Source organism: Desulfosarcina widdelii (assembly GCF_009688965.1).
Classification (GTDB): Bacteria; Desulfobacterota; Desulfobacteria; order Desulfobacterales; family Desulfosarcinaceae; genus Desulfosarcina; species Desulfosarcina widdelii.
The window spans coordinates 6015342-6041874 of sequence record NZ_AP021875.1 but is presented as its reverse complement, the minus strand read 5'-3'; the positions used below and the strand labels follow the sequence as shown (position 1 = coordinate 6041874).

The window sequence follows — 26533 nt, the reverse complement described above, 5'->3', positions numbered from 1 at the left end:
TTCCCATTTTATATGCGAAGGTCGGCGACCAGCGGCAGGTGATCCGACGCCATGGCCGCCTTCTTGCTGCAGTGAAGGCGCAACCGGATGACGCTTTCAGGGGGGTGCACCCAGATGCGATCCAGGGCCAGCAACGGGCGGTGGCTGGGAAATGTGGGAAGCGCCGGCAAGGCACCCAATCGGCGGGTCAGCCATCGCAGCGGCCGCGCCCAGAGGTACCACTCGTTGAAATCGCCCAGAACGATCGTCACGTCAGCCGCTTTCGGATCGAGAAGCGTCAACAACCGTCGAACCTGGAAGCGCCGCTCTCCGGGACGAAGACCGAGATGGGTCGCCGCAATACGGACCGTGCGACCGCCGATCCCCAGTTCCATCGCCAGAGCACCGCGCGGTTCCCTGCCCGGCACACTGATATTCAGGCGCCGGACCCCGACAGGTCGGATGCGTGTCAGCAAGGCATTGCCGTATTGCCCCTTTTCTTCCAGCAGCGTCGGTCCTGCGATCACCTCGGTGCCTGTTGACCGGGCCAGGTCTTCGAGGATTTTTACCGGCCCGGTGATGTCGTACGCCACTTCCTGCAGGGCGATCACATCGCCATGGATACGGCGCAGCACATCGGCGATCCGATCCGGGTCTTCGAAGCCGTCACGACCGATGCAGCGGTGAATGTTGTACGTGGCAACGCGCAGACGCATTCAGTCAGCCTTCTCTTTCGTCCGCCGACCGCGCCTGCCATCGACCCATCGACGAAGCCGGACGAGGCCGAACACGACCACCAGCACCGCCACCGCCAGGGCGGTAAAACGCCCCAGATCCGGTGTTTGCAGAGAAGCCGAAATGCGGTCGGCCAGTAAAACGATGGCCATGACGCCGGGAACCATTCCCACCAGGGTGCCGAGGGTAAAATCCTTCAACTGGATATCGGAAACACCGGCGATCAGGTTGATGACCGAAAACGGAGCCACGGGAACGATTCGCAAGGTGATCACGGTCATCACACCCGATTCGGACAGTTTTTGACTGAGGCGGTTGATCAGGCTGCCGGCGAAACGTCGAACGGTGTTCTGGCCCATCAGCCGTCCGATCCAGAACAGGGCAAGGGCGCTCAACTCAGATCCGATCAGGGCGTAGAAAAAGCCCCACCAGGGGCCGAACACCAGCACGGTGGCGATCACCATCAGGGTCACGGGAAAAACGACTAGGCCGCCGACGATGTATCCGCCGACCACCAGAAGAGGAGACATGGGCTGCCGGCGAATCCACTCGGCGGCCGCTTTCGCAGAAGCGACATCCAGCCACTCTCCGGCCGGCGTCCAGCGCCACAGACCCGCCAGCAGGAGGACCCCGAAAATCATCAGAACAATTTTGAGCAGATGACGGTAGGCCAGGGATTGCTGCTCGGGACGCACCACATAGTCGAGGAATTCCTCCGGTTCCACCGGTTTTTCCGGGTCCAGCAGCTCCGACTCGGGAACCCATTCGTCGACTTCAGGGGGCACTTCGCCGGGCAACGGCACCAGGGTGCGTTCACCATCGCGCAACGATTCGACCGCCTGGATCAGCGATGCGTTCTTCTCGACGGCATCGGCCACGCGATTGCCGTCGATGCCCAGATGTTCGGCGAGCAGCCGGTTACGAAAGCGGACGATGGTCGAACGAACCGATTCTTCGGTTCCGGCGGCGATGGCCAGATCGCATTCCGAGTCGAGCCCCATGGAGCGGTTGCTGAGATTGGAAGATCCCACCCGTACGAACGTGTCGTCGATCACCATGACTTTGGCATGCACCATCAAGACGCAGTGGGGATTTTCGGCCAGCCGCGGGTAATAGGTGCGCAGGCGGTCGTATCGGTCGGCTTTCCGCAGTTCGCGCAGAATCCGGCCCCGCAGCACATCCATGGTGTGCTGTTCGAGCCACCCACCGGTTTTTTCCGGCAGAACGATGACGATCTCGGGGCCGTCGGATTCCGCCAGGCGCTGTTTCAGGGCCTGGCCGATGCGATGGGAGCTTAAATATTGGTTCTCGATGTAAATGAATTGCCGGGCGGACGCGATGCTGTCCAGATAAAGATGCTCCACTTCACGCACGCCCCGCCTGTTTTCATAGGTCGGAAGGGTCCGGGCCACCGCCACCTGCACCGGTTCGAAATCCGGATCGATGCTGGAAGGCCATGGATCGTGCGAAGGGTTCGTCTGCGCGGCAACCGGGGATTCGCCCTTGGCGTCAGACCACCTTTTTCTCACCAGTTCGCCCAGGGTTGCTGCGGCCGGTCCATCCACAACCATCTGAACATCGTGGAAGGGGGGATAGGGATTGCCGTCCGGATCCACACGGCGTTCATCGTCTGGCCGATGGGCCGATGTGTCCCAGCGCCATTTACTCAGATCCAATCCGCCGGCAAAAGCGACGGCATCGTCGACCACAACGATCTTCTGGTGCTGGGAGGCCCCGACGGGATGGTTGCCGTCCAGGCGGAAATGGATGCGTTTGTGGGTTCGCCACTTGAGTTTGTACCGCGGGAAAAACTCACGTTCCAGGGCATAAATCATGGCAAAATCCCAATTCAGCAAATAGACGTGAAGCCCCTTTTTCTCGGAGACCAGGTGACCGAGAAACGCTCCGAGACGGGACGGCCAGCCGCCACGACCCTCTCCGCGAACCAGACGCAGGTCGCTGTGCAGGTCCCACCCGACGATGAAAATGCTGTGGCGAGCCTTTCGGAGCGATTCATGGATCGCACGGAAATAGGCCTCGCCATCGACAATGAAGGCGGCACGACGGGCCTTTACCTGCCGATAACAGTTCTTCGAAGGATCCAGTAAATTTTCCACTGAGAATATCCTTTAGCGGTAACAGGAGTCGTCAATATTTATTTCCGGTCACTTTTTTCAAGGCCGCTTTGGCGCCGGCCTCGAAATCCTGCCAGGCGAGTTCAAACCCGGACTTCAAATCCTGCCACGCATCCGCCGTAGAATTCTTCAGCACCAGGTATTTATTTTCCAACTGCTGAACCTGCTCTTTCACTTCCTGTACGGTGGTTCGGTAGCGTTCCCGGCTTTGGGCATCGATGGCATCGGCTTTGGCTTCCAGTCTGTCCAGTTCGGCATTCCATCCGTCCAGCTTGCGTTTTAGATTTTCGACAAAAAGGTCTCTTTTGGACATCGTTAACCTCCTTTACCAGTTGTCGAGGATTAAAAAGCGTTCCTGTGGTTAAGCGACCATCGAGATCGGGGGCATTCCGAATGCTCGAGGCAGGCTGATCCCATCGATTTCGATGGATCCTCCCATTATGGAACGCTTCAAGGTGGCGACATATACTATAGGAAAAGGACGCCGACGAGGAAATGGGGGCAGGCATTGATTAAAACATCAGATAGTGGGTAGATCGTGCCCATCCAATTAATGCAGATACGTCTCTTTGGCCTTTTTTACAAGCGCTTCGATTTGGATAAAGGCATCTTCTGTCTTCCGCTTCAGGGCCGGCCAAGTGTCCACGTTCGCCTTACTGCTCGTCGTGAACCGTTTTTCGACCTGCTGAATCTTTGCGAGGATCTCTTGAATGGTCCTTGTATACTGGCGCAACTCTTTATTGCCAATCCGCCCTGCCTTTGACTGCAGGAGATCCGCATCGGCTTTCAGAGCCGCCAATCTCGATTTGACGGTCTCGAGAAAAACTGTTTTTGTAGACATGGCCGCTTCCTTTCAACGCAAACGTGCCGGCATCGCCGACCCAGGTTCTCGGGTGGTTCCTAATATCCTGAAAAAAATTACGACCACAGGTGAAACAACAAAAACAGGACAAACCGCCCGAACAACAGCACTATTATAAGCGGGACCACCCATCGAGGCAAGCGGCGAAAAAAAGCGATGAATTGTTGGCGAGACGGGGTTTTCAAGGGCTTTCCTTATAACATCCGCGAAGCGGTTTCCTTGCATGAAAAATAGGGTCTCCCCAGCAACCATTTAGGGCCTGTCGCTACTTTCCATGCAGCGTCAATCTTTAATAGGATCGTTTTTCGACACTTAACCAGCCAACCCAAAGGGAGGCAACCATGCTCTTTATCGGCCATTTTTCTTTCGACGAAATCGATAACGACGACAGACAGCGGCACGGGTATCTGACCTGCATCGTGGATGCAGAAAATCCCGACGATGCCGTCTCGCAATTCGAAGATCATATCAAAAAAATGAAAACCAGTGCCAAAGAGATGGTCAACATCGTCAACGTGTACATCGAGGAAATCCTGAGGTTCGAGCAGGTTCCCACCAAACCGATCATCACGCGGATGCAATTTTCCGCGGGCGCGTTTCCCGCTTCGGTCAGCCACTCCCTTCCCGGGGTTTTCGGAGAAGGCGTGGATACCTTTGGTTTCGCACCGGACGTCGAGAACCACGAAATGCTCAACGACGGCGGTTATATCGAATCGAAGCCGTTCATTGCCTTTGACCAGTAACCGACGGAAAGGATGGGCGGATATGCATCACGATCTTCTGGAGACCGATCAGGTTCGCTGCTACACGCAAGACGGTCAGCATATCGATTGCAGCGGCACCGGCCAGGACGCATCGGTCGGGAAAGTGCATCAACGCATGCGCGACCAGCGGTTCTCACCCAAAAACCGTGTGGTCGAGGACAGGCTCACCGGAGTGATCTGGGCCCGGGACGCCAATCCGGACGGATTTCCACAGACCTGGCATGAAGCCCTGGCCACCGTCGCGAAAATGCGGGACCGCCGCACGCATGGCTATGGCGACTGGCAGCTTCCGTCCCGGGATCTTCTCTTTTCACTGATCAGCCACCAGCACATCAATCCGGCCATTGGGGAGAATCATCCCTTCGAGAATATCTTCAACGGCTACTACTGGACCCGGGACAGTTGCTGCCGCCTTCCCGATCAGGCCTGGTATGTCCATCTGGGCGGCGGCCGCGTCCACAGGGGCATGAAGCAGGGCTCATACCTGCTCTGGCCGGTATGCCCGGGGGCCAAGGCACAGGAACGAAATAAACATAGCCATGGCGACCGGTTCTTGATCGACGGCGACTGTGTTTACGACACAAAAACCGGATTGATCTGGAGCAGGAACGCCAACCCGGTCGGTCGTCGCCTGAACTGGCAGGACGCCCTTTCGGCGGTAAAATCCCTCAGCGGGCCCGGATCGGAAAAAGACCACGAATGGCGGCTGCCCAATATCCGGGAACTGGAAAGCCTGGTGGCACTCGATGCCCATACCCCTGCCCTTCCCGCCGGCCATCCCTTTACCGAGATCCAGGATGCCTACTGGTCCTCGACCACCAGCGTCTATGAACCTCGCTACGCCTGGACCCTGTATACCCGCGACGGCCAGGTCGGTGTGGGGTTCAAACCCCATGAGGAGTTCTTTCTCTGGCCGGTGCTCGGCCGATAGGCGACGTACCGGTCCTTACCGCCAGACACCGTCCACGCGGGCGCCGCATTCGGGGCAGGCGCCATCGGCGATGCGGTTTTGCCGAATGGAAAATCCGCTGCGTTCGATAAGCAGACGGTCGCAGCCCGGACAAAAAGTATTCTCCCCCGGATCGCCGGAGATATTGCCGGTATAGACGTAGCGCAGACCGGCCGCAAGTCCGATTTCCCTGGCGCGACGCAGGGTTGCCAGCGGCGTGGGCGGTCGGTCGAGCAGCTTGTAGGTGGGATAAAAAGCGGTCACATGCCAGGGAATTTCCGGTCCCGTGGCATGCAGGAACTGGGCAATGTCGTGCAATTCCTCGTCAGAATCGTTCAGGCCCGGGATGAGCAGGGTCGTCACTTCAACCCACACGCCCAGCTTCTTCATACGTGTGATGGTGTCCAGCACCGGCTGGAGTCTGGCTTTGCAGACCTTGCGGTAGAAGCGGTCCGAAAAGCTTTTCAGGTCGATGTTATCCCCATCGAGGACATCGGCCATGGCGGTTGCCGAAGCCTCGGTCATAAATCCGTTGGAGACGAAAACATTGCGCAGGCCTTTTTCACGGGCCAGCCGGGCGGTGTCCCAGGCAAACTCGGCAAAGATCGTCGGCTCGGTGTAGGTGTAGGCGATGGAGGCCGAGCCGCTGGCGACAGCCTTGGCAACGACCTGGGCAGGCGTCAGGTTTGTACCGGTAATGTCTCCGTCGTGGGAATGCGGGTATTGTGAAATATCGGCGTTCTGGCAGTGCTGACACTGCAGGTTGCACCCTACGGTAGCGATGGAATAGGAGCGCGTGCCGGGCAGAAAATGGAACAGCGGTTTTTTCTCGATGGGGTCTGCGTTTCCGGAGATCAAACGGCCGTAGACCAGCGAATACAGAGTTCCTTCGCGGTTTTCGCGCACCGCGCAGATTCCCCGCTTGCCCGGATCGATGGTGCACTCGTGGGCGCAGAGGTGACACTTGACCTTGTCATCTTCCAGTTTTTCGAAAAATCGGGCTTCATGCATGATCCACCTCGCATGTTGTCTTGTTTTTTAATCTTAAATTACAATTTCGATTTAGTAAACCCATGCCAATACCAGAGTGCGCATCCACGACCGCCCGCAAAAGGATAGGCACCCAATAATAGGGCCTGTCGCATGAAATAATGGGGTTGTCCCCCCATGGTTGAAGCCTCACGATTTATGTAGATTTTCATCGGTGCGATGAAGTCATCGAGCAACATCCTCAAAAATGAATCCGGATGATATTGATGCAACCGGAAGTCAAAAGTCTATAACTTACGGATATGCCATGAAGACACTTCTACTAGCCAGTGATTTGGACCGGACACTGATCCCCAATGGCGCCGAGCCGGAATCTCCGCAGGCGCGGAAGGTGTTGGCTCACCTGACCGCCCATCCGAAACTCAGGCTGGCCTACGTCAGCGGGCGCGATAAAAGGCTCGTCGATCAGGCCATCAAGGAATATGAGCTTCCCGAACCCGACTTCGTCATCGGCGATGTGGGCACCACGATGTATCGGGTTATCGGCGGCCGATGGCTGGCCAATTCGGTATGGCAGGAGGAGATCGGACAAAACTGGCGCGGAAGCGGCCACGACGACATCGTCCGGATGTTGAAGGATCTGGAGATCGACGATTTTCGCCTTCAGCCGCCGGAAAAACAGAATCGATATAAAGTCAGTTACTTCACAAGTTTTTCGAATGGCACCCAACAGTTAGAGGATAAGATCGCCGGCATTCTGGAGGACCGCGGCATCGTGGCCAATGTCATCTGGAGCCGTGACGAGGAGGCCCGATGCGGACTGCTGGACATTCTTCCACGGCGGGCCAACAAGCTCGAGGCCATCCGTTTTCTAATGGCGGAGGAACGGCTCAATGAATCCAGGGTCGTTTTTGCCGGTGACAGCGGCAATGACCTGGATGTGCTGACCAGCGGGCTCCCGGCAATCCTGGTGAACAACGCCTCCAAAAGTTTACGGCAGACGGCGTTGGAGCGACTGTCGCAAAACGGTATGGCGGACCAACTCTATCCGGCCAGAGGCGGATGGGGCCAAATGAATGGCAACTACGCTGCCGGGGTCATCGAAGGCGTAGTCCACTTCTTTCCCGAGACCGCCGCTTGGCTGAAATCGGTACTTTCTTGAGGCGCCCATGCTGGACATCAAAAACATCCTCGACACCAAACTATGGTCCAATTCGGTCGAAACCTGGCTGATTGCCGTCGGCATTGCCGTCGGCCTGCTGCTGACCGTCAAACTCATTCGGGATTTTCTCGTACGCCATCTCTTCAGACGCGACCAGGAGCGTGACGACGATGTCAATGCCCTGATCGCCGCGATTGTCAAAAGCGTTTCCATGCCCATTGTGGCGGTGCTTTTTGCCTATATCGGCATTCAGGGGCTGGATATCCCCAAAAAGTGGAGTATCTGGGTCCCCGCCATCGCAACGATCGCGGTGATCCTGCAGATCACCCGGTCCCTAAATGTACTCATCACCTTCTGGTACAAACGCTATCAGAAAAAATACGTGCACGATACCGGCGAACGCATTACCACCCTGCGCGCCCTGACCTTCGTCTCACGGGCGGTGCTGTTTGCCGTTGCCGTGCTGCTGGCCCTGGACAATGTCCCCGGCGTCAAGATCACCACCCTGGTGGCCAGCCTGGGCATCGGCGGTATTGCCGTCGCCATGGCGCTGCAGAATATCCTGGGGGACATCTTCGCCTCCCTTTCCATTTTGCTGGACAAGCCGTTTGTGATCGGGGATTTCATCATCGTCGATACGCACATGGGCAGCATCGAATACATCGGTTTGAAAACCACCCGCATTCGCAGCCTGTCCGGCGAACAGCTCGTCTTTTCCAACAGCGATCTTCTCAAAAGCCGCATCCGCAATTACAAACGCATGGCCGAGCGACGGGTGGTTTTCTCCATCGGCGTCGTCTATCAGACGGATTATGAAGCGTTGAAGGCGATCCCCGAATTGATCCGTAAAATCATCGAAGACCAGGATCACGTGCGATTCGACCGCGCGCATTTCCAGGGCTACGGGAACTTCGCGCTCACCTTCGAAACGGTCTATTATGTGCTTTCACCGGATTACAATGTCTACATGGACATCCAGCAGGCCATCAATCTGGAAATCTACCGGCAGTTCGAAGAACGGCAGATCCGGTTCGCCTACCCCACCCAGACGCTTTACCTCAACCATAGCTCCCGAAACACGGCACCGGAACAGACTGCGGCGTCAATACAGCCTGCATGAAACCCGTATACACAGAACCCCCCATATGAACACCGTACCGCTTTGGTATATTCGACGTTGAATCCCGTCAGCGGATTGCCGGCATCTTTTGGCAATTTCATATGATTCCCGGGATTATACGGAACAGAGAAAAAACTGAAGGAGGACCCTGAAGCCATGTGTGGAATTTGCGGCCAGATCAGCTTTAACGGCCACCCGTCCGATGTCGCTTCGGTCTTCGAAATGACGGAGGCCCTGAAAAAACGCGGACCCGATGCATTGGGCCTGCATGTCCACGGCGGCAACGCCATCGGACACCGTCGGTTGAAGATCATCGACCTGAGCGAACGCGCCCACCAGCCCATGGTGGACAACGCCCTGGGGCTGTCCATCGTATTCAACGGCGCGATCTATAACTACCCGGAGCTACGCAAGGAACTGGAAGATAAAGGCTACTGCTTCTTCTCCCAGGGCGACACCGAAGTCATCATCAAGGCCTATCACGCCTGGGGAGAAGACTGCGTCAGACGCTTCAACGGCATGTTCGCCTTTGCCATTGTCCACCGGGACAGCGGCAAAGCATTCATCGCCAGGGACCGGCTGGGCATCAAACCGCTGTACTACAACCAGACGGGCAGCGCCTTTCGTTTCGCCTCTTCCTTGCCGGCGCTGCTGGTTTACGACGATATCGACACCGCCATCGACCCTGTGGCCCTGCACCATTACATGACCTTTCATTCGGTGGTGCCGGCACCCCATACGATTCTCGAGAGCGTCAAAAAACTGGAGCCTGGCACGACGCTGACCGTGGACCCTGACGGCGGCGTTCATGAAAAGGAATACTGGACCCTGGATTTCACCCCCAAAGCCGACGAACGGGAATACGGCTTGGAGGAATGGGCGGAACTGCTGCTGGTTTATCTGCGCAAGGCCATCAAGCGAAGACTCACCGCCGATGTCCCCGTCGGCGTGCTGCTCTCCGGAGGACTCGACTCCAGCCTGGTTGTGGGCCTGCTGGCTGAACTGGGTCAGTGGAATATCAACACCTTTTCCATTGGTTTTAAGGATGTCAACGATGAAGCGGGCAACGAATTTTTCTATTCGGACATCATTGCCCGTCATTACGGCACCGACCATCACAAAATCGAAGCGCAGGACGGACAGGTGCTGCCTGCTCTGGACAGTTGCATCCGCTCCATGAGCGAACCCATGGTCAGCCACGACTGCATCGGTTTTTATCTGCTCAGCCAGGCCGTATCCCGGCATGTCAAGGTCGTTCAAAGCGGCCAGGGCGCCGATGAAATCTTCGGTGGGTATCACTGGTACCCGCCGATGATGAAAAGTCGCGATGGGGTTTTCGATTACGTCGGTCATTTTTTCGACCGCCCGCATACCGAATATGCCGCCGCAGTCGACGAACGCTTCGTGGGCGAGGATCACAGCCTCGATTTCGTCCGCCGCCACTTTTCCCGGCCCGGCGCACAATCCACGATCGACCGCGCCCTGCGGATCGACACCACGGTGATGTTGACCGACGACCCGGTCAAACGTGTGGACAACATGACCATGGCCTGGGGACTGGAAGCCCGTGTTCCCTTTCTGGATCATGAGCTGGTGGAATTTGCCGCCCGGATTCCCGCCGAACTGAAAGTGAACCATGGCGGTAAATATGTGCTCAAGGAGGCGGCCCGAACCGTGATTCCCGCCGATGTCATCGATCGCCCCAAAGGCTATTTTCCCGTACCGGCCTTAAAATACCTGGACGGCGATTACCTGGACTTCGTCTCCGATACGCTCCATGGCACGAAAAGCAGACAGCGGAAGATCTTCAACCCGGACTATGTGGATCATCTTTTCCGGGATCCCGACGCACACATCACCCCCCTGAGCGGGTCCAAGCTCTGGCAGATCGTCGTTCTCGAGCATTGGCTGTCCGTTCAGGGACTGTAAAAAGGAGGTCAACACAATGCATGCCCGCAGTCGCAAAGACCGTCTGGAACGCATGAACAGCCTCTCCTTGAAGAATTGGCAGCCGGCCACAGGGCCGGATGCCGTACGCCTGAAAAACGACGCGGTCGTGGAGATGGGATGGGGACGGATACTTTTCGGCCACACCTTTAACGACGCAACGACCCTTTTCGACACGATTTGCAAGGAGGGCGCCGGAAAGCGCGATATCGCCTTTTACCTGCGCGATCCCCACGTCATGCTATCCATGGGGCCGGACAAACTTTTCATGGACCCGTCGCATACCTATCGGCTGTGGTTCCACGACTATCGTCCCGGCCGCAATCGGTGGCCGACATTCACCGTGCGACGGCTGGACACCCGGAAGGATGCCGAAGCCGTCAATCGAATCTACCGCTCCCGGAAAATGGTTACCGCGGATCCTTCATTTTTCACGGGTTCCAACACCTCCCGAATACGGACCTATCTGGTGGCGGAAGACCTGAAAAGCAAACGGATTATCGGTACGGTGACGGGACTGGACCACGTCGAGGCCTTCAACGACCCGGAATCCGGTGCCAGCCTGTGGTGTCTGGCGGTGGATCCCCAGGCTCACGCACCCGGCGTGGGCGAGGCCCTGGTGTGTCATCTGGCTGAGCACTATCTGGCGCGCGGCCGCAGCTATTTAGATCTGTCGGTTATGCATGACAACACCGAAGCCATCGCGCTGTATGAAAAGCTGGGATTCCAGCGCGTGCCGGTTTTCTGCGTCAAGCGCAAAAACCAGATCAACGAGCCCTTCTTCACGGCTTCACCCCCGGAGGAACAACTGAACTTGTATGCCCGGATCATCACCGATGAAGCCCGGCGGCGCGGAATTCGCGTGGAGGTCATCGACGATGAGCACAACTACTTCCGGCTGATCCACGGCGGACGATCCATCGTCTGCCGGGAATCGCTGACCGAATTGACCTCGGCCATCACCATGAGCCGCTGCGACGACAAACGCCTGACCCACCGGGTCCTGCGGTCCGCCGGTTTGAATGTGCCACAGCAGTTCCCGGCCAATCTTGACGATCCCGGGGCCAACGCAGCCATCCTGAAAGACCTTCAACGGGTGGTGGTAAAACCCGCCCGAGGGGAACAGGGCCATGGCATCAGCGTGGACGTGCGCTCGGCCGAAGCCCTCGAAAAGGCCGTCGAATGGGCCAGTCGCTTCTGCGAGGATGTAATTCTGGAATCCTATGTGTCCGGCGAGGATCTGCGTTTGATTGTCATCGATCACAAAATGGTTGCGGCGGCGATACGCCGGCCACCGGTCATTACCGGTACCGGACGGCACCGCCTGAGCGAACTGATCGAGAAGTATAATCGCCGAAGGGCCAGCGCAACCGACGGTGAAAGTCGGATCCCGTTGGACGGCGAAACCCGGCGCTGCGTGCGGCAGACCGGATACGACCTGGAGGCGGTCATTCCCGCCGAAGAGAAGGTACGGGTGCGCAAAACCGCCAATCTGCACACCGGCGGAACCATCGAAGACGTAACCCCGATCATCCATCCGGTCCTGGTCGAGGCCGCCGAGCAGGCTGCCGAAGCGCTGGATATCCCGGTTACCGGTCTCGACATGATCGTTCCCGATCCGAAACGGCCCGATTATGTCATGATCGAAGCCAACGAACGACCGGGACTGGCCAACCATGAACCCCAGCCCACGGCAGAACGGTTTGTGGATCTGCTTTTCCCGCAAACCGCCGCCTGAGCCTGAATGGAGAAAAAACCAGTGACCCGCGTTCCCATCGATTCTCACTACCTGAAGCACATCCTGGTCGCTTTGCTGAACATCCCCAGCCCGTCCGGTTACACCGATCAGATCGTTCATTTTGTCGGCCAGGAGCTGCAAAAGCTCGGCATCGCCCATAATGTCACGCGGCGGGGGGCCATCCGGGCCACATTGAAAGGCCGCATGCGTGACACGCTGGACCGGGCTGTGACGGTCCATCTGGACACCCTCGGCGCCATGGTTCGCCGGGTAAAACCCAACGGCCGCCTGGCCATCGCATCGGTGGGCACGTGGTCCAGCCGTTTCGCCGAAGGCGGTCGCGTCACGATCTATGCCGACAGTGGGCCGATCAGGGGGACGGTACTGCCGCTGAAGAGCTCCGGCCATGCCTACGGCGAAGCTGTGGATACCCAACCCGCCGGCTGGGACCACGTAGAACTCCGCGTGGATGACGAAGGGCAACAGCCGGGAGAAACGATCAAAACCGATATTCAGGTCGGCGATTTTGTCGCCTTCGATGCACTGCCCGAGATTTCGGATGCTGGTTTCATCAACGCCCGCCATTTGGACGACAAGGCCGGCGTGGCCATCCTGCTCACCGTGGCCAAGGCCCTTAAGGAAGAAAAAATCGACATTCCCATCGATTGTCATCTGATATTTACCATTTTTGAAGAGGTCGGGTCGGGGGCTTCCGCAGCCGTATATGGCGATGTGACCGAAATGGTGGTGATCGACCACGCACCGGTGGCCCCCAACCAGAATGCGACGGAGTTTCATGCCGTTGTGTGCATGATGGATCAGACCGGCCCATTCGATTATCACCTGAGCCGCAAATTGCTGGCCCTTGGCAGGGAAAACGGGATTGACCTGATCAAGGATGTCTTTCGTTTCTATCGCAGCGATTCGGCTTCGGCCATCGAGGCGGGCAACGACACCCGTACCGCTCTGCTGGGGTTTGGCCTGGACGGATCTCACGGATACGAACGGACGCACCTGTCGTCTCTGATCGCCGTTGCCGATCTGATAGCGCTGTACGTCCAAAGTGCACCGACATTCAGCCGGGACAAAGACACGCTGGCATCTTTGAACGGGTTTCCCCATCAACCCGATCGGGAGGTGATTCAAATTGAAACCTGACGAACGGTGTGGATCGGGATCATCGCCATTACCTTTAAACCAACCAAACAGGACTTTGGGAGAACACGTCATTATGGAAATCTGCAAAAACAAAAAAACCGGCCAATCATTCGTTCATCTGGATGAAGACGAGAACGGCCAGGCCCTGATGATCACACCCCAGGGCATTGTCAAGGCCCTGGAGTACGATCTGTTCACGGAACCCGTTGAAATCGAAGATGATCAGGCCGTGAACGACGAGAAAATCAATGCGACTCAGTACGACGTCTACAACCGATACTGTCAAGCTTGAATGGATCGGAAATTACCTCTCAACAGAAAAAGGAGTGATCATATGCGTAGCGTGCAGGAAGGAGATACCGTCCGGGTTCATTTTACCTGCTGTGCCGACGATGGCAGCGAAATTGCGACGACAGGCGACGGAGAACCGTTGGAATTGACCATCGGAGAAGGAAAACTGATCGAATGTTTCGAAAAGAGCGTAATCGGAATGATGGAGGGCCAGAAAAAAACAGTTCGGCTGCAGCCCCATGAGGCCATTGGAGAAAAAAAGTCCGAATTAGTTTCCGAGGTTCCCCTTTACCAGGTGCCGGAACAGGATGAAGACCTTGAAGTCGGCAGCCGGATTCAAGTCAAAGACGATCATGGAAACGACGTCAAGGCGATAGTAACCGACATTTCCGATCAAACCGTCACGCTGGATGCCAATCACCCGCTTGCCGGGGAGACGCTCACATTTGACATCAAGCTGGTTGAATTTGCATAAAACGGTGCGTTTATCCTATAGTAACAATCAGGGTCCATGAATCTTAACCAGTGTTCATCCAGAAATAGGAAAATTCGGTCAAGATCGAGGCGCACGAAAAATTTTACCGCAGGTACCCGAAGGAAATGCCCTTGGGGTGTATCTGGTTGATATTCCGAGAATAAAATTATTCGTGCAACAGAGATATCGGGCAAATGGGCCATTTTTGGATGGGCACTGACAAAGAAACAGGGGGGACAATGGATGCCGAAATAAAGGCAGCGTTGGTCATGATCGAGAAGAAGCTTGAAGCCATAGAAGAAAGGGTCGAGGCGATTGCCGACGAAGTGAGCGACATCAAAGAAGAGCTCCCGGCAAATTTGGATGAAGACGTGTCGGAAATCAAATCTCTTCTGATTCAGATGACCTGATTCGGTTTTAAGGATCACAAATGCACACAGGAAAGATCTTCCAGCAACTGATCCACATGTTCGTAGTACCAGTTGGCGCCCATCGAGAAATGGAGTAAAATGCGGTTGAGGGATTCCGGAATATAGAGGTAGACGAGTTTCAGGTTGGCCAGGCGGTGATGGAAAACGATGTTCCGGTCTTCCGGTGTAATCCTGTCCATGGCGGGATGAGAACTTCGAGAAAGGTCCGGAAGCAGAACATCGCCCTTTCCCACCAGGTAAATGAGGATATTGCCGATGCCGAAAAGATCGTATCCGTAAATATTCTCACGGTGGCGGTAGTTGAAATCGAAATCGATCCACCGGTAATTGCCGCTTTCCCGATCGATAAGGATATGATCCCGCCGGATGTCGCCGTGTTTCTCGTTCTGCCGGTGCAAAAATCCGATGGCTTCAACGCAGGTAATAAAGTTTTTGAACACCTCGGGAAATATTTTGCAGAAGTATTCCGAATGGCTGCAGGTCAGGTCCTCGACGGTATTGTGGAGCGATTTTCCGTAGATGAAATCCAATACGCGGATAATGTTCCCCTGGCTGTCCTCGGTAGCATATCCATGCATGAAATGAGGATGATTACCCACCTTTGAAAGAATACGCGCCTCCTTGCGGGGACTTCGAAAGCAATCGAAGGTCGTATCGCCGATACGGGCTTCGAACTTTTCGAAGAAAACCAGCTTGATGATTTTTCGCTGGCCGCTGTCCAGATCTATGGCGCGCTTGACCCAGAATTTCTCCTGGTCGTCCAGGCCGAAGCGCCCTTCCTTGGCGTTGTTCAGAATCAGGTAGGGATGATTGCCGAGCACCAGAACATCGCCGTAGTCCACTTTGTAAAAATCGGTGGTATCGATATGAGTGGCAAACTGGCGGCGGTCCGCCAGACTGGGGAACAGTTCGGCCACCCGCCGATCGATGGTTTCCCTGTCCATCGCCGGCGTCCCGTTTTGGGATTTCTCTGAAGGGTGATGATCGCTTGCCATTGTTGACGTTCTTCTCTGCATTCCGGGAGAGGTTGCTATCCCAGAATCAAACGCTGGGGGTCGCACTTTTCCCTCAAAATGGCCAACTCTTCCGCCGACGGCGGTGGGATCGTTTCGGCCCGTGAAGTGTCCACGGAAAACCCCATGTTGTCCAGCACCGTGTCTTTGGTTACACCCGCAAAGCACCCCCGCAGAAGCATTTTGCGGCTCCGTTCGTCGAATCCCATGATGGCCATGTCGGTAATTACGCAAGCCGGTCCGCCGCCGGGCAGGCCGGCGTTTTTACGGCCGTCGGGGCCGTCGAGCCATCCCGGACTGGTGAGGTAGTCCAGCTTGGGGACGAATTTGCGCCGGGCGTGCTGCATAAAAATGATGGTCCGGTTGACAAAGGAGGCCACGTCGCAGGCACCGCCGCTGCCGGAAAAACGAACCTTGGGGGCATCGTAGTCGCCGATGACGGTGGAGTTGAGATTGCCGTATGGATCGATCTGGGCCGCGCCCATGATCCCCACCACCTTCCGGCCTGTGAAGCGGTTCTGCATGGTGGCGAAGGCATCGGCCAGGCTGCCGTTGACCGATGTGGCGAACATCACCCGGGAGTCGCCCACAGCCAGGGGCACCTCCTCAAGCTGGGAGTCGATGGCACCGGTCTCGAAAAAAATCACGGAGTTGGGGGCACTGATGTGCTTGGCGGCCATGGCGGCCAGCATGGAGATGCCGGTGCCGCAAAAGACGATGTCGCCGTCACGGATCTCCCGGGCGGCAGCCACGGCCATCATCTCGCGTTGGGTGTAGTCGGTTTGTTTGGTCATGGGTAATATTTCCGTGTTCTCATTTTACGCGTGGAATGCGATTTTATCCGTTCGGTCTTTAACAGGTATCGGCCGGAAAGGGTAGATTTCGCCCGAGTTCAAGGCGGGCGGCGAATTCGAACCGGAGGAATATATGGAGTATTTCAAGGATTCGGATTCGCCGCCCAACGCCGAAATCGGGTGATAGATGCCCTTTCCGTTACTTATCGCCGGTCCAACCCCACCGCATACCCCGTCCGCTCATCCGCCTTGATCTTCTCCAGCTGCGCAGGATCGATGCGGCCGATCATCTCCTCGTGGCTGCCCGTCGAGAGAACTTCCGTTTCCAGGTAGTCCCGGTAGCGCCCATCGTCCAGTGCTGCCTGGCGGTAGTGGTGCAGCCGGCTCGGATCGTAATCGTAATGGCGGTAGCAGGCTGTCGGCCATGCGCCCATGGGCAGATGCACCACGGCATCCACACAGAAGAAGGGAATCTGGTTGCGCTCCGGCGCCCCTCGCAGGAGATCGTCTTCGACCAGCGTTTCGCAGGTGACGATCAGGCGTTTGGCGGCTTTGGCCTGCTCCACGTCGGCGAAGGGCAGTCCGGTGATGCGGCCGGTTCCCTGCCGGTCGGCGGCCTGCAGATGAATGATGGTGACGTCGGGATTGATGGCCGGCACCAGCACGACCTTCTCGGTATCGCACCAGCCTTCAAAGGGATTATCCTGAATCACCAGTTTGCGATCAGGCAGGCGCGGCTCCTCCCGGCGCAGGGTTGTTGAAAAGCCCCACCGATTGGCGATATCCGACCCCAATGAACTCCGTGTGGGCAAAAAAGGGACCCCCATGGCGCCGGCCATGAACCGCAGGGTCATCTGGTAATTGGAGTAATCCTCCACCGCCAGCCGGCCGGACTCCACCGCCTTGCGAAAACGGATGCAAGTAGAGGCGAATCGGCCGTTGCCGCCGTAGGCGATTTCGAGGCGGTCCACACAGCCTGCCCCGATCAGTTCATCGACCCCCTGCCCATTGGAGTGGGCGTACAGATGCAAATGGCGTTTTTTCTGGCGGATGATTTCGTACACAGCTGCCATGGGATTGCGGTTGATGGTGAATCCACCGATGGAAATGTGGGCGCCATCGGGTACAAAACGGTCAACGGCCTCCGATATGGGCATCAACTTGTTGGCATCGAGATTCATAGGCCTGCTTTTCGGAACGCTCGGTTTGAAAATTGATTGTTGGTGGCCAGGGAATCGAAAGCTGCCGGAACGCTAAAAGATAGACGATCCAATCGCTACGATACGACCTGCGTGAAAAATTCGTTTATTGCAACGCCAAAGGTGTTGTCAAGGTGAAAGCTTGGCGATGGCCGGATTGCAATCAGTTCTAAAAATCCATGGTGAGCCGTTCGATCCCTCCGGAGCGTCTGGATTTTATGTTCCAGCCCATCTTCCGGAAAACACGACGCATCTTTTTGTTTTCGATCAATATATCGGCGGTAAATCCTTTTAATTGCCGCTCTTTGGCCAGGAGCGTCAGTTTTTCGCAAAGGCAGGTGCCGATGCCGATATTCTGATACTCTTCGTCCACCATGAACGATAATTCAGCATAAGGCGTCTCGGAATCGAGCTGGTCAAAGCGCGCTTCGGCAACAATCCGGTCGCAGTCGGGATCCTCAGGCAGCCCGACCAGCGACAGAGAATAGCGGTAGTCAATGTTGACGTACTCCTGCATATCGGAGTGAAACATGGTTTGGATGGGGTAAAAAAAACGGTACTCAACCGATTTGGTGGACAGCCGGTAAAAGAACTTGCGCATGTTTTCTTCATCGGAAGGTTTCAGTGCCCGAAAATGAACCCTGGTATCTTTCTTGAGTGTCTTTTCGAATTCGATCTCAGTCGGGTAAAGATAGGCGCTTTCCGTGAGGAAAATCTGATCCGGGTAGATGATTTTTCTTCTTTTGGCCTCTGCCACCAATTCGGCCCGGTCATCCGGGTGGGCAATATCGATCAGTGCCTGGGCGCGTTCACGAACTGAACGGCCCTTCATGTTAACCGATCCATATTCGGTAACCACCGTGGTCACCGATTCCCACAAGCTGAATTGGTTCGGCTGTCTTCGAACCGAAATCAGAATGTTCGATTTTCCCTCGCGGTTGCGGCTGGTGAGCGCAAAAATGGCCCGGCCGCCTTCGGATATCAGGGCTCCGTTGAAAAAATCGACCACTTCGCTGGGTCCCGAGCCCACATTGCCTTTTCCGGTATGAAGGGTCAGTCTCCCCGACAGATCGATTTCACGGGCTGGCAGAACCGCCACAACTTTGGGGGTTCGGCTGATATGAATGGGATCGAATACCTGATCGATGCTTCTAAATTCTACCAGGGGATTGTTGTCCAGCCAATGCATCAGCTTACGGGTGCCGATAGCATAGGATGTCAGGGATCTTCCCGGCGATACGCTGTTGTGGCGGTTGGTCACTGCTCCGGAATTGACCAGATCCATCAGATTGTCGAAAAAAAATGGGGTGTGGATGCTCAGGTCACGCTTTGATCGGAGGTGGTGGCCCAGAGATTCGTAAAGCGGGCCCACCGAAAAACCGATACAACTGCCGTCCTCGATCAGGGTCGCGACATTGGCCCCGAGACGATCATAAATCTCGTCCACCTTCCACCGGTCGAAATAGATCGGCGGTTCGGTGCTTTCGACGGTCATATCGAATTTCGAGAAAGGAACAAAGGTATCCCCGAAGGTCCATGGGATTTGGGTGTTGATCTCGCCGACCACCAGGGTCGCCTTTTCGATGGCGGCCAGGGCCACATCCGCACAAACGCCCAGGCTGCAAAAGCCCGCCTTGTTCGGAGGTGTGATCTGGACGAAAGCGACGTCGATGGGAATCTGACCGGATTTGAATACCGCTGGGATCTGGTAATAGCGGCTGGGAATGAAATCGGCGAATCCTTCGGAAACGGCTTCGCGGGCCTCCCATCCACTGAAAAACGTTTTCAGACGATATTTGTCCGAGTGCCGGGCAGTTACCTCGATGGCCTCTCCAAGGCTCACCAATTGAAACAGTTCCAGATCCAAAAGGTTGTCGGCGTTGGATTCTTTCAGATATCGGACCAGTGTCAACGGTTCCGACACGTCGGTACCGATGAAAACCCGCATGCCCGGTTTGATTTTTTCCAGCACGTTTTCGGAAGTCGAAACGCTCTCCTTCCAGATCGGGCGAGTTTTCATTTTCGACAAGAGGCCTCGCTGTTACGCAATTGGATCATTTCATGCCTTTTACGCCGTTAATATGGACAAATACCCATGGGTTCGGTAGAATCCTGCAGGACAGGATAACGAAGATGAATGTCCATGAATCGAATCATATTACACGGTAAAAAAATCCGGATGCAAATCCATTTTAGACTATTTTTTGTCCCATGCAAAATATCCTGATTGTCGATAACGATCCTTTCACCCTTTACATCTTTTCCGGGTTGCTGAAGAATCAGAGCCATTTCATTCAGGTATTTCCGGCCGGCGACATCCCTTCGGCGCTGGAAATTCTTGCCCAAAAAACCATCCACATCCTGATAACCGGCATGCACATCCCGGAGACCGATGCCTTCAAGCTGGCCCTGCTGGTTTCCGACGATCCCGGAATCTGCACCATTCTTGTCACCGACAATGCCAGCGATGGGCTGCGCAGCAAAATCAAAGCGATGCCTTCTGTCATCCACTTCGATCAGATTCTTGACCTCAGCATGCTCACCAAACGGATTTTCACGGAACTTCAGATCGACTTCGGGGGGCAATTCCGGGGCCTGTCCCTTTCCTTCTTGCTGCAGGTGATCGAGCTCGAGGGGCGCTCCTGCACCCTGCTGATTACCGCCAAATCCAAGTCCGGCACCCTCTATATCATCAATGGCAGACTCGTTGCGGCCAGGGTGAAAAGGCTTACCAGCAAGCCGGCTGCCCTGGAAATTCTCAACTGGCAGAATGTACGGATCGACATTGACTACAAGCCCCGGGAACTGGAAACGGAAATCGACACACCCCTGATGACCCTGCTGCTGGAAAGCGGGCGGGTCATGGACGAAACACTGAGCCGGCGGCACAACCTGCGCCGGCACACCCGCTATGACTGTCTGGTGGGAGTGGAATACCGCATCGACGATACCCGCTACCAGTGTTATATGCGCGATCTGAGCGAGGGCGGCGCGTATATCGAAACTGAGCAGTCCGTCGGGATGGGGCAGAAAATGGTGCTGACCCTTTATTCTCCCATGCTGGAGCGGTCCTGCGAAATTGGGGGGAAGGTCGTGCGCAAGGATGCCGGGGGCATCGGCGTTCATTTTCAGTCGATCATACCGGAGCAAAAGCAGGTAATCAACAGCCTGATCGAATCGTGCTGTTCTCCCATTGCGTCGCCAACCGGTCATGCGTAAAAAAAATTTACCGGAGTGATGGTTCGGTTGACCGCAACCTTGAAAACCAGGGAGGCACCGCCATGAAATCGATGTTTGAAAAACCGGGTTTGGTCCTGCTGGGGATCGTTATTGCCCTGATCTTTTTGCTGCTGACCGGTGCCGTCTCCATCGGCGACAGGCCGCAGATCGGCAGGTACCGGCTGACGGCCGTCGTCAGGGGCAATTTCCCCGATCTGTTCATTATCGATACGGCAACCGGCGCCGTTAAATGGGTCGGCAACGACGAAGGCAAGCCGTTCAATCAGATCAAGGGCAGATAGCGCGCCTTTTTTCCGGCGGGCCGGCGAATGCATGCTCTACGATCATGTTCCCTTCCGGCATGGCGGATGATCTTCTGTGCTTTTTCAACCGGTGATCCTTTCTTACCGAACCGCTTCTCATCCCAATCCTTGAAGAACCCCTGACAGCCTCCGAACCCGTTAAAAATAATTTCGCAGGAAAACGCTTTTTCCGGCGTTTATATAGCAGTGGAAAAACGGCGCATGCCAACCGAAGGTACCGATAAATAGCGGACGGATTTCAGCGGCGTTTTTGGATAAAAATTGGAATGCGTTTTCGAAAGGTTAACCGCGGGAAAAAGGATTTTCAGGACAAATACGACATGCAAAAAAGGAAGCTACGGTATTGGGTTGCTGCAATGGTGGTGCTGATCGTCACGGCAGGCGTCTGGTATGCGCTTAAACGGCTGCAGCCGGCAGAGCAGCCCGACTATGTCACGGTGCCTGCAGTCAAACGGGATATTCAGGAGACCGTCTCCTGCACGGGGGTCCTGGATGCCTACAGGAAGGTGAACGTGGGCGCCCAGGTGTCCGGACAGATCGAAACGCTGAAGGTTTCTTTGGGCGATCAGGTGAAAAAGGGGCAACTGCTGGCGGTGATCGATCCGTCGGTCAAGCAGAACGACCTCAAGGACGCCGAAGCCCAACTGAAAAGTGTCCGGGCTCAGAAACGGTCCAAAGAGGCATTGCTGAAACAGTATGAACTGGAATACGAACGCCAGCAGACCATGCGCTCCCGGGATGCCTCGGCAAAGGCGGATCTGGAAAGCGCCCGGGCCAACCTGGAGAGCGCCAGGGCCGATATCGACGCCCTGGATGCCAGCATCGCCCAGGCCAAGATCGCCCTGGATACGGCCAAAACCAACCTCGCCTACACCCAGATTGTGGCGCCCATGGACGGAACGGTCGTGGCGGTGGAAACCGACGAAGGACAGACCCTGGTGTCCACCCAGTCCGCGCCCACCATTTTGATTCTGGCCAACCTGGATGTCATGACCGTAAAATCCCTGATCTCCGAGGCGGATGTCATTCGCGTCAAACCGGGCATGCCGGTCTTTTTCAGTACCCTCGGAGATCCGGACACCCGCTACGAAGGCGTGCTTCGCTCGGTGGACCCGGCGCCGGAAAGCATTACCGATACGGATACCTCGGCCAAAACCATCAGCTCCGCCGCAACCTATTATAACGGCCAGTTCGAGGTGAACAACCCTGATCGCAAGCTGCGGATTTTCATGACCGCCCAGGTCTCCATCGTCCTAGGAGAGGTCAAAAAGGCGCTTTCCATTCCATTGTCGGTTTTGGGCAGCGACCTGGGCAACGGCCGCTATGAGGTACGCGTGCTCAAAGATGGCCGTGCGGAACCCCGGCGGATCGAAACTGGCTTCAAGGACAATATCCACATCCAGGTGGTCAGCGGGCTGAGCGAAGGGGAGCGGGTAGTGGTCGGCGACTCGCAGTCCGCCGCCCAAGATCTTTCCAGTCGGCAAAAACGTTTCAGGGGGCCGCCTCCCGGAAGGTAGGGTTCCACAGATAAGGGCTGACAACGAATTGCTAAAAGCGGATCGCTAATTTTAGGATAAAACCATGCGCAGGGTACTGCTTGAAATAGCCGAACTGGAGCGCTCTTTCCCGTCGGGTGAGAAGCGGGTCAAAGTGCTAAAAGGGCTGAATCTGAAGATCCACGCCGGTGAAATGATCGCCATCATGGGCGCCTCCGGCTCGGGCAAATCGACCCTGATGAATATTCTCGGGTGTCTGGACCGTCCCACTGCCGGCAGTTACACGGTGGACGGCAAAGAGACCGGCCGTCTGGACAGCGACGAACTGGCCGCTTTGCGGCGGGACCACTTCGGCTTCATTTTCCAGAGCTACCACCTGTTGTCCCACCTCGACGCCGTCGGCAACACCGAGATGCCCGCCGTTTACAATGGCATCAACAAAAAGGTGCGCGCGGCCCGCGCCACATCGCTTCTGGAGCGATTGGGGCTGGCCGGCAGGGGCCATCACCGGCCCGGCCAGTTGTCCGGAGGCCAGCAGCAGCGGGTCAGCATTGCCCGGTCTCTGATGAACGGCGGGGAAGTGATCCTGGCCGACGAGCCCACCGGCGCGCTGGACAGCAAGAGCGGCATGGAAGTAATCGGAATTTTGCGGGAACTTCATGCCCGGGGGCACACCATTATCCTGGTCACCCACGATGCCACGGTGGCCCGCCAGGCCCAGCGGATCGTCAAGATCATGGACGGAGAAATCATCTCCGACGAGCCCAACCCCGATGCCCCCGACGCCATTGCAGTCGAAGGCCGAAGAACATCCCAGGCACATGCACACAGCCGGTGGGTCACCCAGTTCGGCCTGTTCCTGGAGGCCTTCAAGATGGCCTGGATCGCCATGACCACCCATCGCCTGCGAACCTTTTTGACCATGCTGGGCATCGTCATCGGCATAACGGCGGTCGTCAGTGTGGTTGCCGTGGGACTGGGTGCCAAAAAGAAGGTAATCGACGATATCAGTTCCATCGGCACCAACACCATCGATATCTATCCCGGTAAGGGATGGGGCGATATCCGCTCGGGACGGGTCGAAACCCTGGTTCCGGCGGACCTGGAAGCGCTTGGCGCTCAGGTTTATGTGGACAGCCTGACGCCAAACATCAATTCCAGCGAGCAGTTGCGCTACCGCAATATCGTGGCCAGCGCTTCCATCAAGGGTGTCGGAGAAGCCTATTTCCGCGTCAAAGACATTACCATGGAAAAAGGACGAACCCTTCTGAAACGCGACATCAGAAATCTGTCCCAGGTGGCGGTGATCGATCAGAATACCAAAAAGAAACTTTTTCCAAACGGCGAAAAACCGGTCGGTCAGACGATTCTTGCCGGCAACGTGCCGGTTGCCATCGTCGGGGTTGCCGCCGAGAAGGACTCGGCGTTCAAGGACGAGAACCTGAATGTGTGGATGCCCTATACCTCGGTCATGAGCAGGATTTCCGGCCAGCAGTTTTTCAGTTCCATCACCGTGCGCGTGGCCGACGGCATGTCCAACGAGATCGCCCAGCAGGGCATCGAGCACCTGTTGACCACCCGCCACGGCACCAAGGATGTGTTCACCCGCAGCTCCGACAGCATTTTGAAAACCGTGAAGAAAACCACCACCACCCTGACCCTGTTGATCTCGTCCATTGCGGTGATCTCCCTGGTAGTCGGCGGCATCGGGGTGATGAATATCATGCTGGTGTCCGTCACCGAGCGCACCCGTGAGATCGGCATCCGCATGGCGGTAGGCGCCCGGCAGACCGATATCATGCAGCAGTTTCTGATCGAAGCCGTACTAGTGTGCATGATCGGCGGGACCATCGGCATCCTGCTCTCCTTCGGGGTCGGGGTGATTTTTTCGTATTTCGTCAGCGCCATATCCATGCAGTTTTCGATTCTATCGATCGTTATGGCCTTTGCCTGCTCGACCTTCATCGGCGTGTTGTTCGGCTTTTTGCCGGCCCGCAACGCTGCGCGGCTCGATCCCATCGAGGCCCTGGCAAGGGAATAAATATCCGGGCACGTAGGACTCGGCTTTGGGTTCGCCCTGGAAGGGTGGATGAATGCAATCACGAGATACAATAGGCGTCAGAAGACAGAATTCAGGAGTCAGAAGGATTTTGATGTCGCTTCGCTCCGTCTTTTGGAAAAGATCGAATAAGCCGAAGGCGAAAACCTTATTCTGACTCCTGAATTCCTACACGACTATTACGGCGGAGCCAAACATCTATGACCTTACCCAAAGGAACAGGTTCTCTGGACCGAATAAATGTCTGGGGGGAAATTATCGGATAATGATCCACAACAAAACCATCGCTATTCTTTCGACTTTTCTTTGCCTGCTGGTCCTGCACGGTTGTGCCGGCATGATCCGCAAGGAGTATCAGCAGCCAGAGGTTGCCTTGCCGGACCAATGGCTGACCCAGCCGGAAACCGGCGAACAGGTCCTGGCAACGCAGCAGTGGTGGCTGGTGTTTGATGATCCGCAGCTCAACCGCCTGATCGAACTGGCCCTGACCACCAACAACGACCTGGCCGCGGCCACCATCAAGGTCCGCAAGGCGCGCCTTTCCGCCGACCTGGAAGCCACCAACCTTACGCCGGACCTGTCCGTCAGCGCCAGCAGCGGCATTCAAAAGGATCTCGAACACGGCGACCGCACGGAAAGCTCGGGAACCAACACGAGCCTCAGTTGGGAACTGGACCTTTGGGGCAAGCTGGCCAGCAGTCGCGACGCCGCCGAATGGGAGGCCCAGGCCACCGCCCAGGACCGGGCCGCCACCGCACTGTCCCTGGTGGGAACCACCGCCGGCCTGTACTGGCAGATCGCCTATCTCAACCAGGCCATCGATACCAGCAAAGAGGGCATCGCTTACACACAAAAAACCCTGGATCTGGTAAAGGTAAAATACGAGGCCGGGGAGGTTTCCCGGCTGGACCTGTTGCAGGCGGAACAGAATGTGGAGAGCCAGAAGGCCGATCTGGCCGATTTGGAGCAGCAGATGGTCGAGGCCCGCAATGCACTGGCCGTATTGTTCGATCAGGCCCCGGAGCATTTGATGGCCGATCCGAAACGGCTGATCGAAATGCCCATGCCGGCCCTGGATGCCGGCCTCCCGGCGGCTGTCCTGGGCAGCCGGCCGGACCTTATGGCTGCCGAAATGCGCCTGCGCAGCACCCTGGCCGATGCCAACTCGACCCGCGCCAGCTATTATCCCAGCTTGAGCCTGACCGGGGCCTTAGGCACCAGCAGCACCGAGCTGTTTAACTTCCTGCAAAATCCGGTGGCATCCCTGGGGGCGGGGCTGACCTTGCCCTTTGTGCAGTGGAACGAGGCCAAGCTGAATACCCGCATCGCCGAAGCCGATTATGAACAGGCCGTTGTCGAGTTCAGGCAGACGCTTTACGAGGCCTTGCAGGAAGTCGAGGACGCCCTGTCGGCCCGCAAGCATTATAGAATCCAGGAAGACGCCCTGCGCCGCTCCCTGACCCTGGCCGAAGAGGCCGAAAGGGTTTCGGAGGTGCGCTATACGTCGGGCAAGACCGGCGTGCAGGATTGGCTGGATCAACAGGAAACCCGCCGTTCGGCGGACCTGGCGCTGGCCAAAAACCGCTACAACCAGTTAAAAAACATGATGACCCTCTACCAGGCCCTTGGCGGCGATGCGACTGTGGCTGAGGAGTCTCAGCAAGAATAGTTACCGCCTTTGGTGACGGTGCCAT

24 protein-coding genes are annotated in these 26533 nt (G+C 56.5%); 15 read left to right on the top strand and 9 right to left on the bottom strand.

What is annotated here, in order from left to right; all coding sequences use genetic code 11:
* Positions 1-8 precede the first annotated feature (8 nt).
* The 4 genes from GN111_RS27595 to GN111_RS27580 form a co-directional block, all read right to left on the bottom strand.
* The gene (locus tag GN111_RS27595) at positions 9-695 is read right to left on the bottom strand and encodes an endonuclease/exonuclease/phosphatase family protein (RefSeq protein ID WP_155306834.1); all 687 of its coding nucleotides are present in this window, start codon (positions 693-695) and stop codon (positions 9-11) included.
* A complete protein-coding gene (locus GN111_RS27590) occupies positions 696-2831 on the bottom strand; it encodes a VTT domain-containing protein (RefSeq protein ID WP_155306833.1) in 2136 nt (711 codons plus the stop codon).
* A gap of 31 nt (positions 2832-2862) precedes the next feature.
* A complete protein-coding gene (locus GN111_RS27585; protein WP_155306832.1) occupies positions 2863-3162 on the bottom strand; it encodes a sll1863 family stress response protein in 300 nt (99 codons plus the stop codon).
* 237 nt (positions 3163-3399) lie between these two features.
* Positions 3400-3690 carry a sll1863 family stress response protein gene (locus tag GN111_RS27580; protein WP_155306831.1) on the bottom strand — a complete coding sequence of 97 codons (291 nt, stop codon included), beginning with the start codon at positions 3688-3690 and terminating at the stop codon, positions 3400-3402.
* Between the two features lie 362 nt (positions 3691-4052).
* Between GN111_RS27580 and GN111_RS27575 the strand changes: the two genes are divergently transcribed.
* Positions 4053-4454 (top strand): hypothetical protein, encoded by a 402-nt coding sequence (locus GN111_RS27575; RefSeq protein ID WP_155306830.1) that lies wholly within the window; start codon positions 4053-4055, stop codon positions 4452-4454.
* A 22-nt stretch (positions 4455-4476) separates the two neighbouring features.
* Positions 4477-5406 (top strand): Lcl C-terminal domain-containing protein, encoded by a 930-nt coding sequence (locus tag GN111_RS27570; protein WP_155306829.1) that lies wholly within the window; start codon positions 4477-4479, stop codon positions 5404-5406.
* Between the two features lie 15 nt (positions 5407-5421).
* Here GN111_RS27570 and amrS read toward each other — a convergent pair whose 3' ends face one another.
* Entirely contained in the window at positions 5422-6435 is a 1014-nt protein-coding gene (gene amrS, locus GN111_RS27565; RefSeq protein ID WP_155306828.1) for an AmmeMemoRadiSam system radical SAM enzyme, read from the bottom strand.
* A 286-nt stretch (positions 6436-6721) separates the two neighbouring features.
* Between amrS and GN111_RS27560 the strand changes: the two genes are divergently transcribed.
* The 8 genes from GN111_RS27560 (at position 6722) to GN111_RS27525 (ending at position 14715) form a co-directional block, all read left to right on the top strand.
* Positions 6722-7576, top strand: a complete 855-nt coding sequence (locus GN111_RS27560) for an HAD-IIB family hydrolase (protein WP_155306827.1) — start codon at positions 6722-6724, stop codon at positions 7574-7576.
* A 7-nt stretch (positions 7577-7583) separates the two neighbouring features.
* A complete protein-coding gene (locus GN111_RS27555; RefSeq protein WP_155306826.1) occupies positions 7584-8696 on the top strand; it encodes a mechanosensitive ion channel family protein in 1113 nt (370 codons plus the stop codon).
* A gap of 156 nt (positions 8697-8852) precedes the next feature.
* On the top strand, positions 8853-10625 hold the full coding sequence (locus GN111_RS27550) for an N-acetylglutaminylglutamine amidotransferase (protein ID WP_155306825.1): 1773 nt from the start codon (positions 8853-8855) through the stop codon (positions 10623-10625).
* 16 nt (positions 10626-10641) lie between these two features.
* Complete coding sequence (ngg, locus tag GN111_RS27545; protein WP_155306824.1) at positions 10642-12381, top strand: N-acetylglutaminylglutamine synthetase; 1740 nt, start codon at positions 10642-10644, stop codon at positions 12379-12381.
* Between the two features lie 6 nt (positions 12382-12387).
* Positions 12388-13539, top strand: coding sequence for an osmoprotectant NAGGN system M42 family peptidase (locus GN111_RS27540; RefSeq protein ID WP_155306823.1), 1152 nt, complete (start codon positions 12388-12390; stop codon positions 13537-13539).
* Between the two features lie 73 nt (positions 13540-13612).
* Entirely contained in the window at positions 13613-13831 is a 219-nt protein-coding gene (locus GN111_RS27535) for a hypothetical protein (RefSeq protein ID WP_155306822.1), read from the top strand.
* A gap of 42 nt (positions 13832-13873) precedes the next feature.
* Positions 13874-14305 carry an FKBP-type peptidyl-prolyl cis-trans isomerase gene (locus GN111_RS27530; protein ID WP_155306821.1) on the top strand — a complete coding sequence of 144 codons (432 nt, stop codon included), beginning with the start codon at positions 13874-13876 and terminating at the stop codon, positions 14303-14305.
* 239 nt (positions 14306-14544) lie between these two features.
* On the top strand, positions 14545-14715 hold the full coding sequence (locus GN111_RS27525; RefSeq protein WP_155306820.1) for a hypothetical protein: 171 nt from the start codon (positions 14545-14547) through the stop codon (positions 14713-14715).
* A 14-nt stretch (positions 14716-14729) separates the two neighbouring features.
* Here the strand turns inward: GN111_RS27525 and GN111_RS27520 are convergent, their stop codons facing one another.
* From GN111_RS27520 to GN111_RS27505, 4 genes are all read right to left on the bottom strand, one after another.
* Positions 14730-15731 carry a protein kinase family protein gene (locus tag GN111_RS27520; protein WP_170302486.1) on the bottom strand — a complete coding sequence of 334 codons (1002 nt, stop codon included), beginning with the start codon at positions 15729-15731 and terminating at the stop codon, positions 14730-14732.
* A 35-nt stretch (positions 15732-15766) separates the two neighbouring features.
* Entirely contained in the window at positions 15767-16543 is a 777-nt protein-coding gene (locus tag GN111_RS27515) for a CoA-transferase subunit beta (RefSeq protein ID WP_155306818.1), read from the bottom strand.
* Positions 16544-16746: 203 nt separating this feature from the next.
* Complete coding sequence (locus GN111_RS27510) at positions 16747-17724, bottom strand: CoA transferase subunit A (RefSeq protein ID WP_155306817.1); 978 nt, start codon at positions 17722-17724, stop codon at positions 16747-16749.
* A gap of 187 nt (positions 17725-17911) precedes the next feature.
* On the bottom strand, positions 17912-19762 hold the full coding sequence (locus tag GN111_RS27505) for a GNAT family N-acetyltransferase (RefSeq protein WP_155306816.1): 1851 nt from the start codon (positions 19760-19762) through the stop codon (positions 17912-17914).
* Between the two features lie 191 nt (positions 19763-19953).
* Here GN111_RS27505 and GN111_RS27500 point away from each other — a divergent pair, with 191 nt between their 5' ends.
* The 5 genes from GN111_RS27500 (at position 19954) to GN111_RS27480 (ending at position 26508) form a co-directional block, all read left to right on the top strand.
* A complete protein-coding gene (locus tag GN111_RS27500; protein ID WP_155306815.1) occupies positions 19954-20961 on the top strand; it encodes a PilZ domain-containing protein in 1008 nt (335 codons plus the stop codon).
* A 62-nt stretch (positions 20962-21023) separates the two neighbouring features.
* Positions 21024-21263 (top strand): hypothetical protein, encoded by a 240-nt coding sequence (locus GN111_RS27495; RefSeq protein WP_155306814.1) that lies wholly within the window; start codon positions 21024-21026, stop codon positions 21261-21263.
* A gap of 341 nt (positions 21264-21604) precedes the next feature.
* Positions 21605-22801 (top strand): macrolide transporter subunit MacA, encoded by a 1197-nt coding sequence (gene macA, locus GN111_RS27490; RefSeq protein WP_155306813.1) that lies wholly within the window; start codon positions 21605-21607, stop codon positions 22799-22801.
* 64 nt (positions 22802-22865) lie between these two features.
* Positions 22866-24821 (top strand): MacB family efflux pump subunit, encoded by a 1956-nt coding sequence (locus tag GN111_RS27485; RefSeq protein WP_155306812.1) that lies wholly within the window; start codon positions 22866-22868, stop codon positions 24819-24821.
* Between the two features lie 283 nt (positions 24822-25104).
* A complete protein-coding gene (locus tag GN111_RS27480) occupies positions 25105-26508 on the top strand; it encodes an efflux transporter outer membrane subunit (protein ID WP_155306811.1) in 1404 nt (467 codons plus the stop codon).
* The last annotated feature ends 25 nt before the right edge of the window (positions 26509-26533 follow it).

What these genes read in the sequence shown, in the direction of transcription:
- GN111_RS27570 (WP_155306829.1), top strand. Translation starts at nt 4,477, where the DNA reads ATGCATCACGATCTTCTGGAGACCGATCAGGTTCGCTGCTACACGCAA.
- GN111_RS27530 (WP_155306821.1), top strand. Translation starts at nt 13,874, where the DNA reads ATGCGTAGCGTGCAGGAAGGAGATACCGTCCGGGTTCATTTTACCTGC.
- GN111_RS27550 (WP_155306825.1), top strand. Translation starts at nt 8,853, where the DNA reads ATGTGTGGAATTTGCGGCCAGATCAGCTTTAACGGCCACCCGTCCGAT.
- GN111_RS27505 (WP_155306816.1), bottom strand. Translation starts at nt 19,762, where the DNA reads ATGAAAACTCGCCCGATCTGGAAGGAGAGCGTTTCGACTTCCGAAAAC.
- macA (WP_155306813.1), top strand. Translation starts at nt 21,605, where the DNA reads ATGCAAAAAAGGAAGCTACGGTATTGGGTTGCTGCAATGGTGGTGCTG.
- GN111_RS27585 (WP_155306832.1), bottom strand. Translation starts at nt 3,162, where the DNA reads ATGTCCAAAAGAGACCTTTTTGTCGAAAATCTAAAACGCAAGCTGGAC.
- GN111_RS27525 (WP_155306820.1), top strand. Translation starts at nt 14,545, where the DNA reads ATGGATGCCGAAATAAAGGCAGCGTTGGTCATGATCGAGAAGAAGCTT.
- amrS (WP_155306828.1), bottom strand. Translation starts at nt 6,435, where the DNA reads ATGCATGAAGCCCGATTTTTCGAAAAACTGGAAGATGACAAGGTCAAG.
- GN111_RS27480 (WP_155306811.1), top strand. Translation starts at nt 25,105, where the DNA reads ATGATCCACAACAAAACCATCGCTATTCTTTCGACTTTTCTTTGCCTG.
- ngg (WP_155306824.1), top strand. Translation starts at nt 10,642, where the DNA reads ATGCATGCCCGCAGTCGCAAAGACCGTCTGGAACGCATGAACAGCCTC.
- GN111_RS27535 (WP_155306822.1), top strand. Translation starts at nt 13,613, where the DNA reads ATGGAAATCTGCAAAAACAAAAAAACCGGCCAATCATTCGTTCATCTG.
- GN111_RS27560 (WP_155306827.1), top strand. Translation starts at nt 6,722, where the DNA reads ATGAAGACACTTCTACTAGCCAGTGATTTGGACCGGACACTGATCCCC.
- GN111_RS27580 (WP_155306831.1), bottom strand. Translation starts at nt 3,690, where the DNA reads ATGTCTACAAAAACAGTTTTTCTCGAGACCGTCAAATCGAGATTGGCG.
- GN111_RS27510 (WP_155306817.1), bottom strand. Translation starts at nt 17,724, where the DNA reads ATGAATCTCGATGCCAACAAGTTGATGCCCATATCGGAGGCCGTTGAC.
- GN111_RS27495 (WP_155306814.1), top strand. Translation starts at nt 21,024, where the DNA reads ATGAAATCGATGTTTGAAAAACCGGGTTTGGTCCTGCTGGGGATCGTT.
- GN111_RS27540 (WP_155306823.1), top strand. Translation starts at nt 12,388, where the DNA reads ATGGAGAAAAAACCAGTGACCCGCGTTCCCATCGATTCTCACTACCTG.
- GN111_RS27500 (WP_155306815.1), top strand. Translation starts at nt 19,954, where the DNA reads ATGCAAAATATCCTGATTGTCGATAACGATCCTTTCACCCTTTACATC.
- GN111_RS27555 (WP_155306826.1), top strand. Translation starts at nt 7,584, where the DNA reads ATGCTGGACATCAAAAACATCCTCGACACCAAACTATGGTCCAATTCG.
- GN111_RS27515 (WP_155306818.1), bottom strand. Translation starts at nt 16,543, where the DNA reads ATGACCAAACAAACCGACTACACCCAACGCGAGATGATGGCCGTGGCT.
- GN111_RS27595 (WP_155306834.1), bottom strand. Translation starts at nt 695, where the DNA reads ATGCGTCTGCGCGTTGCCACGTACAACATTCACCGCTGCATCGGTCGT.
- GN111_RS27520 (WP_170302486.1), bottom strand. Translation starts at nt 15,731, where the DNA reads ATGGCAAGCGATCATCACCCTTCAGAGAAATCCCAAAACGGGACGCCG.
- GN111_RS27485 (WP_155306812.1), top strand. Translation starts at nt 22,866, where the DNA reads ATGCGCAGGGTACTGCTTGAAATAGCCGAACTGGAGCGCTCTTTCCCG.
- GN111_RS27575 (WP_155306830.1), top strand. Translation starts at nt 4,053, where the DNA reads ATGCTCTTTATCGGCCATTTTTCTTTCGACGAAATCGATAACGACGAC.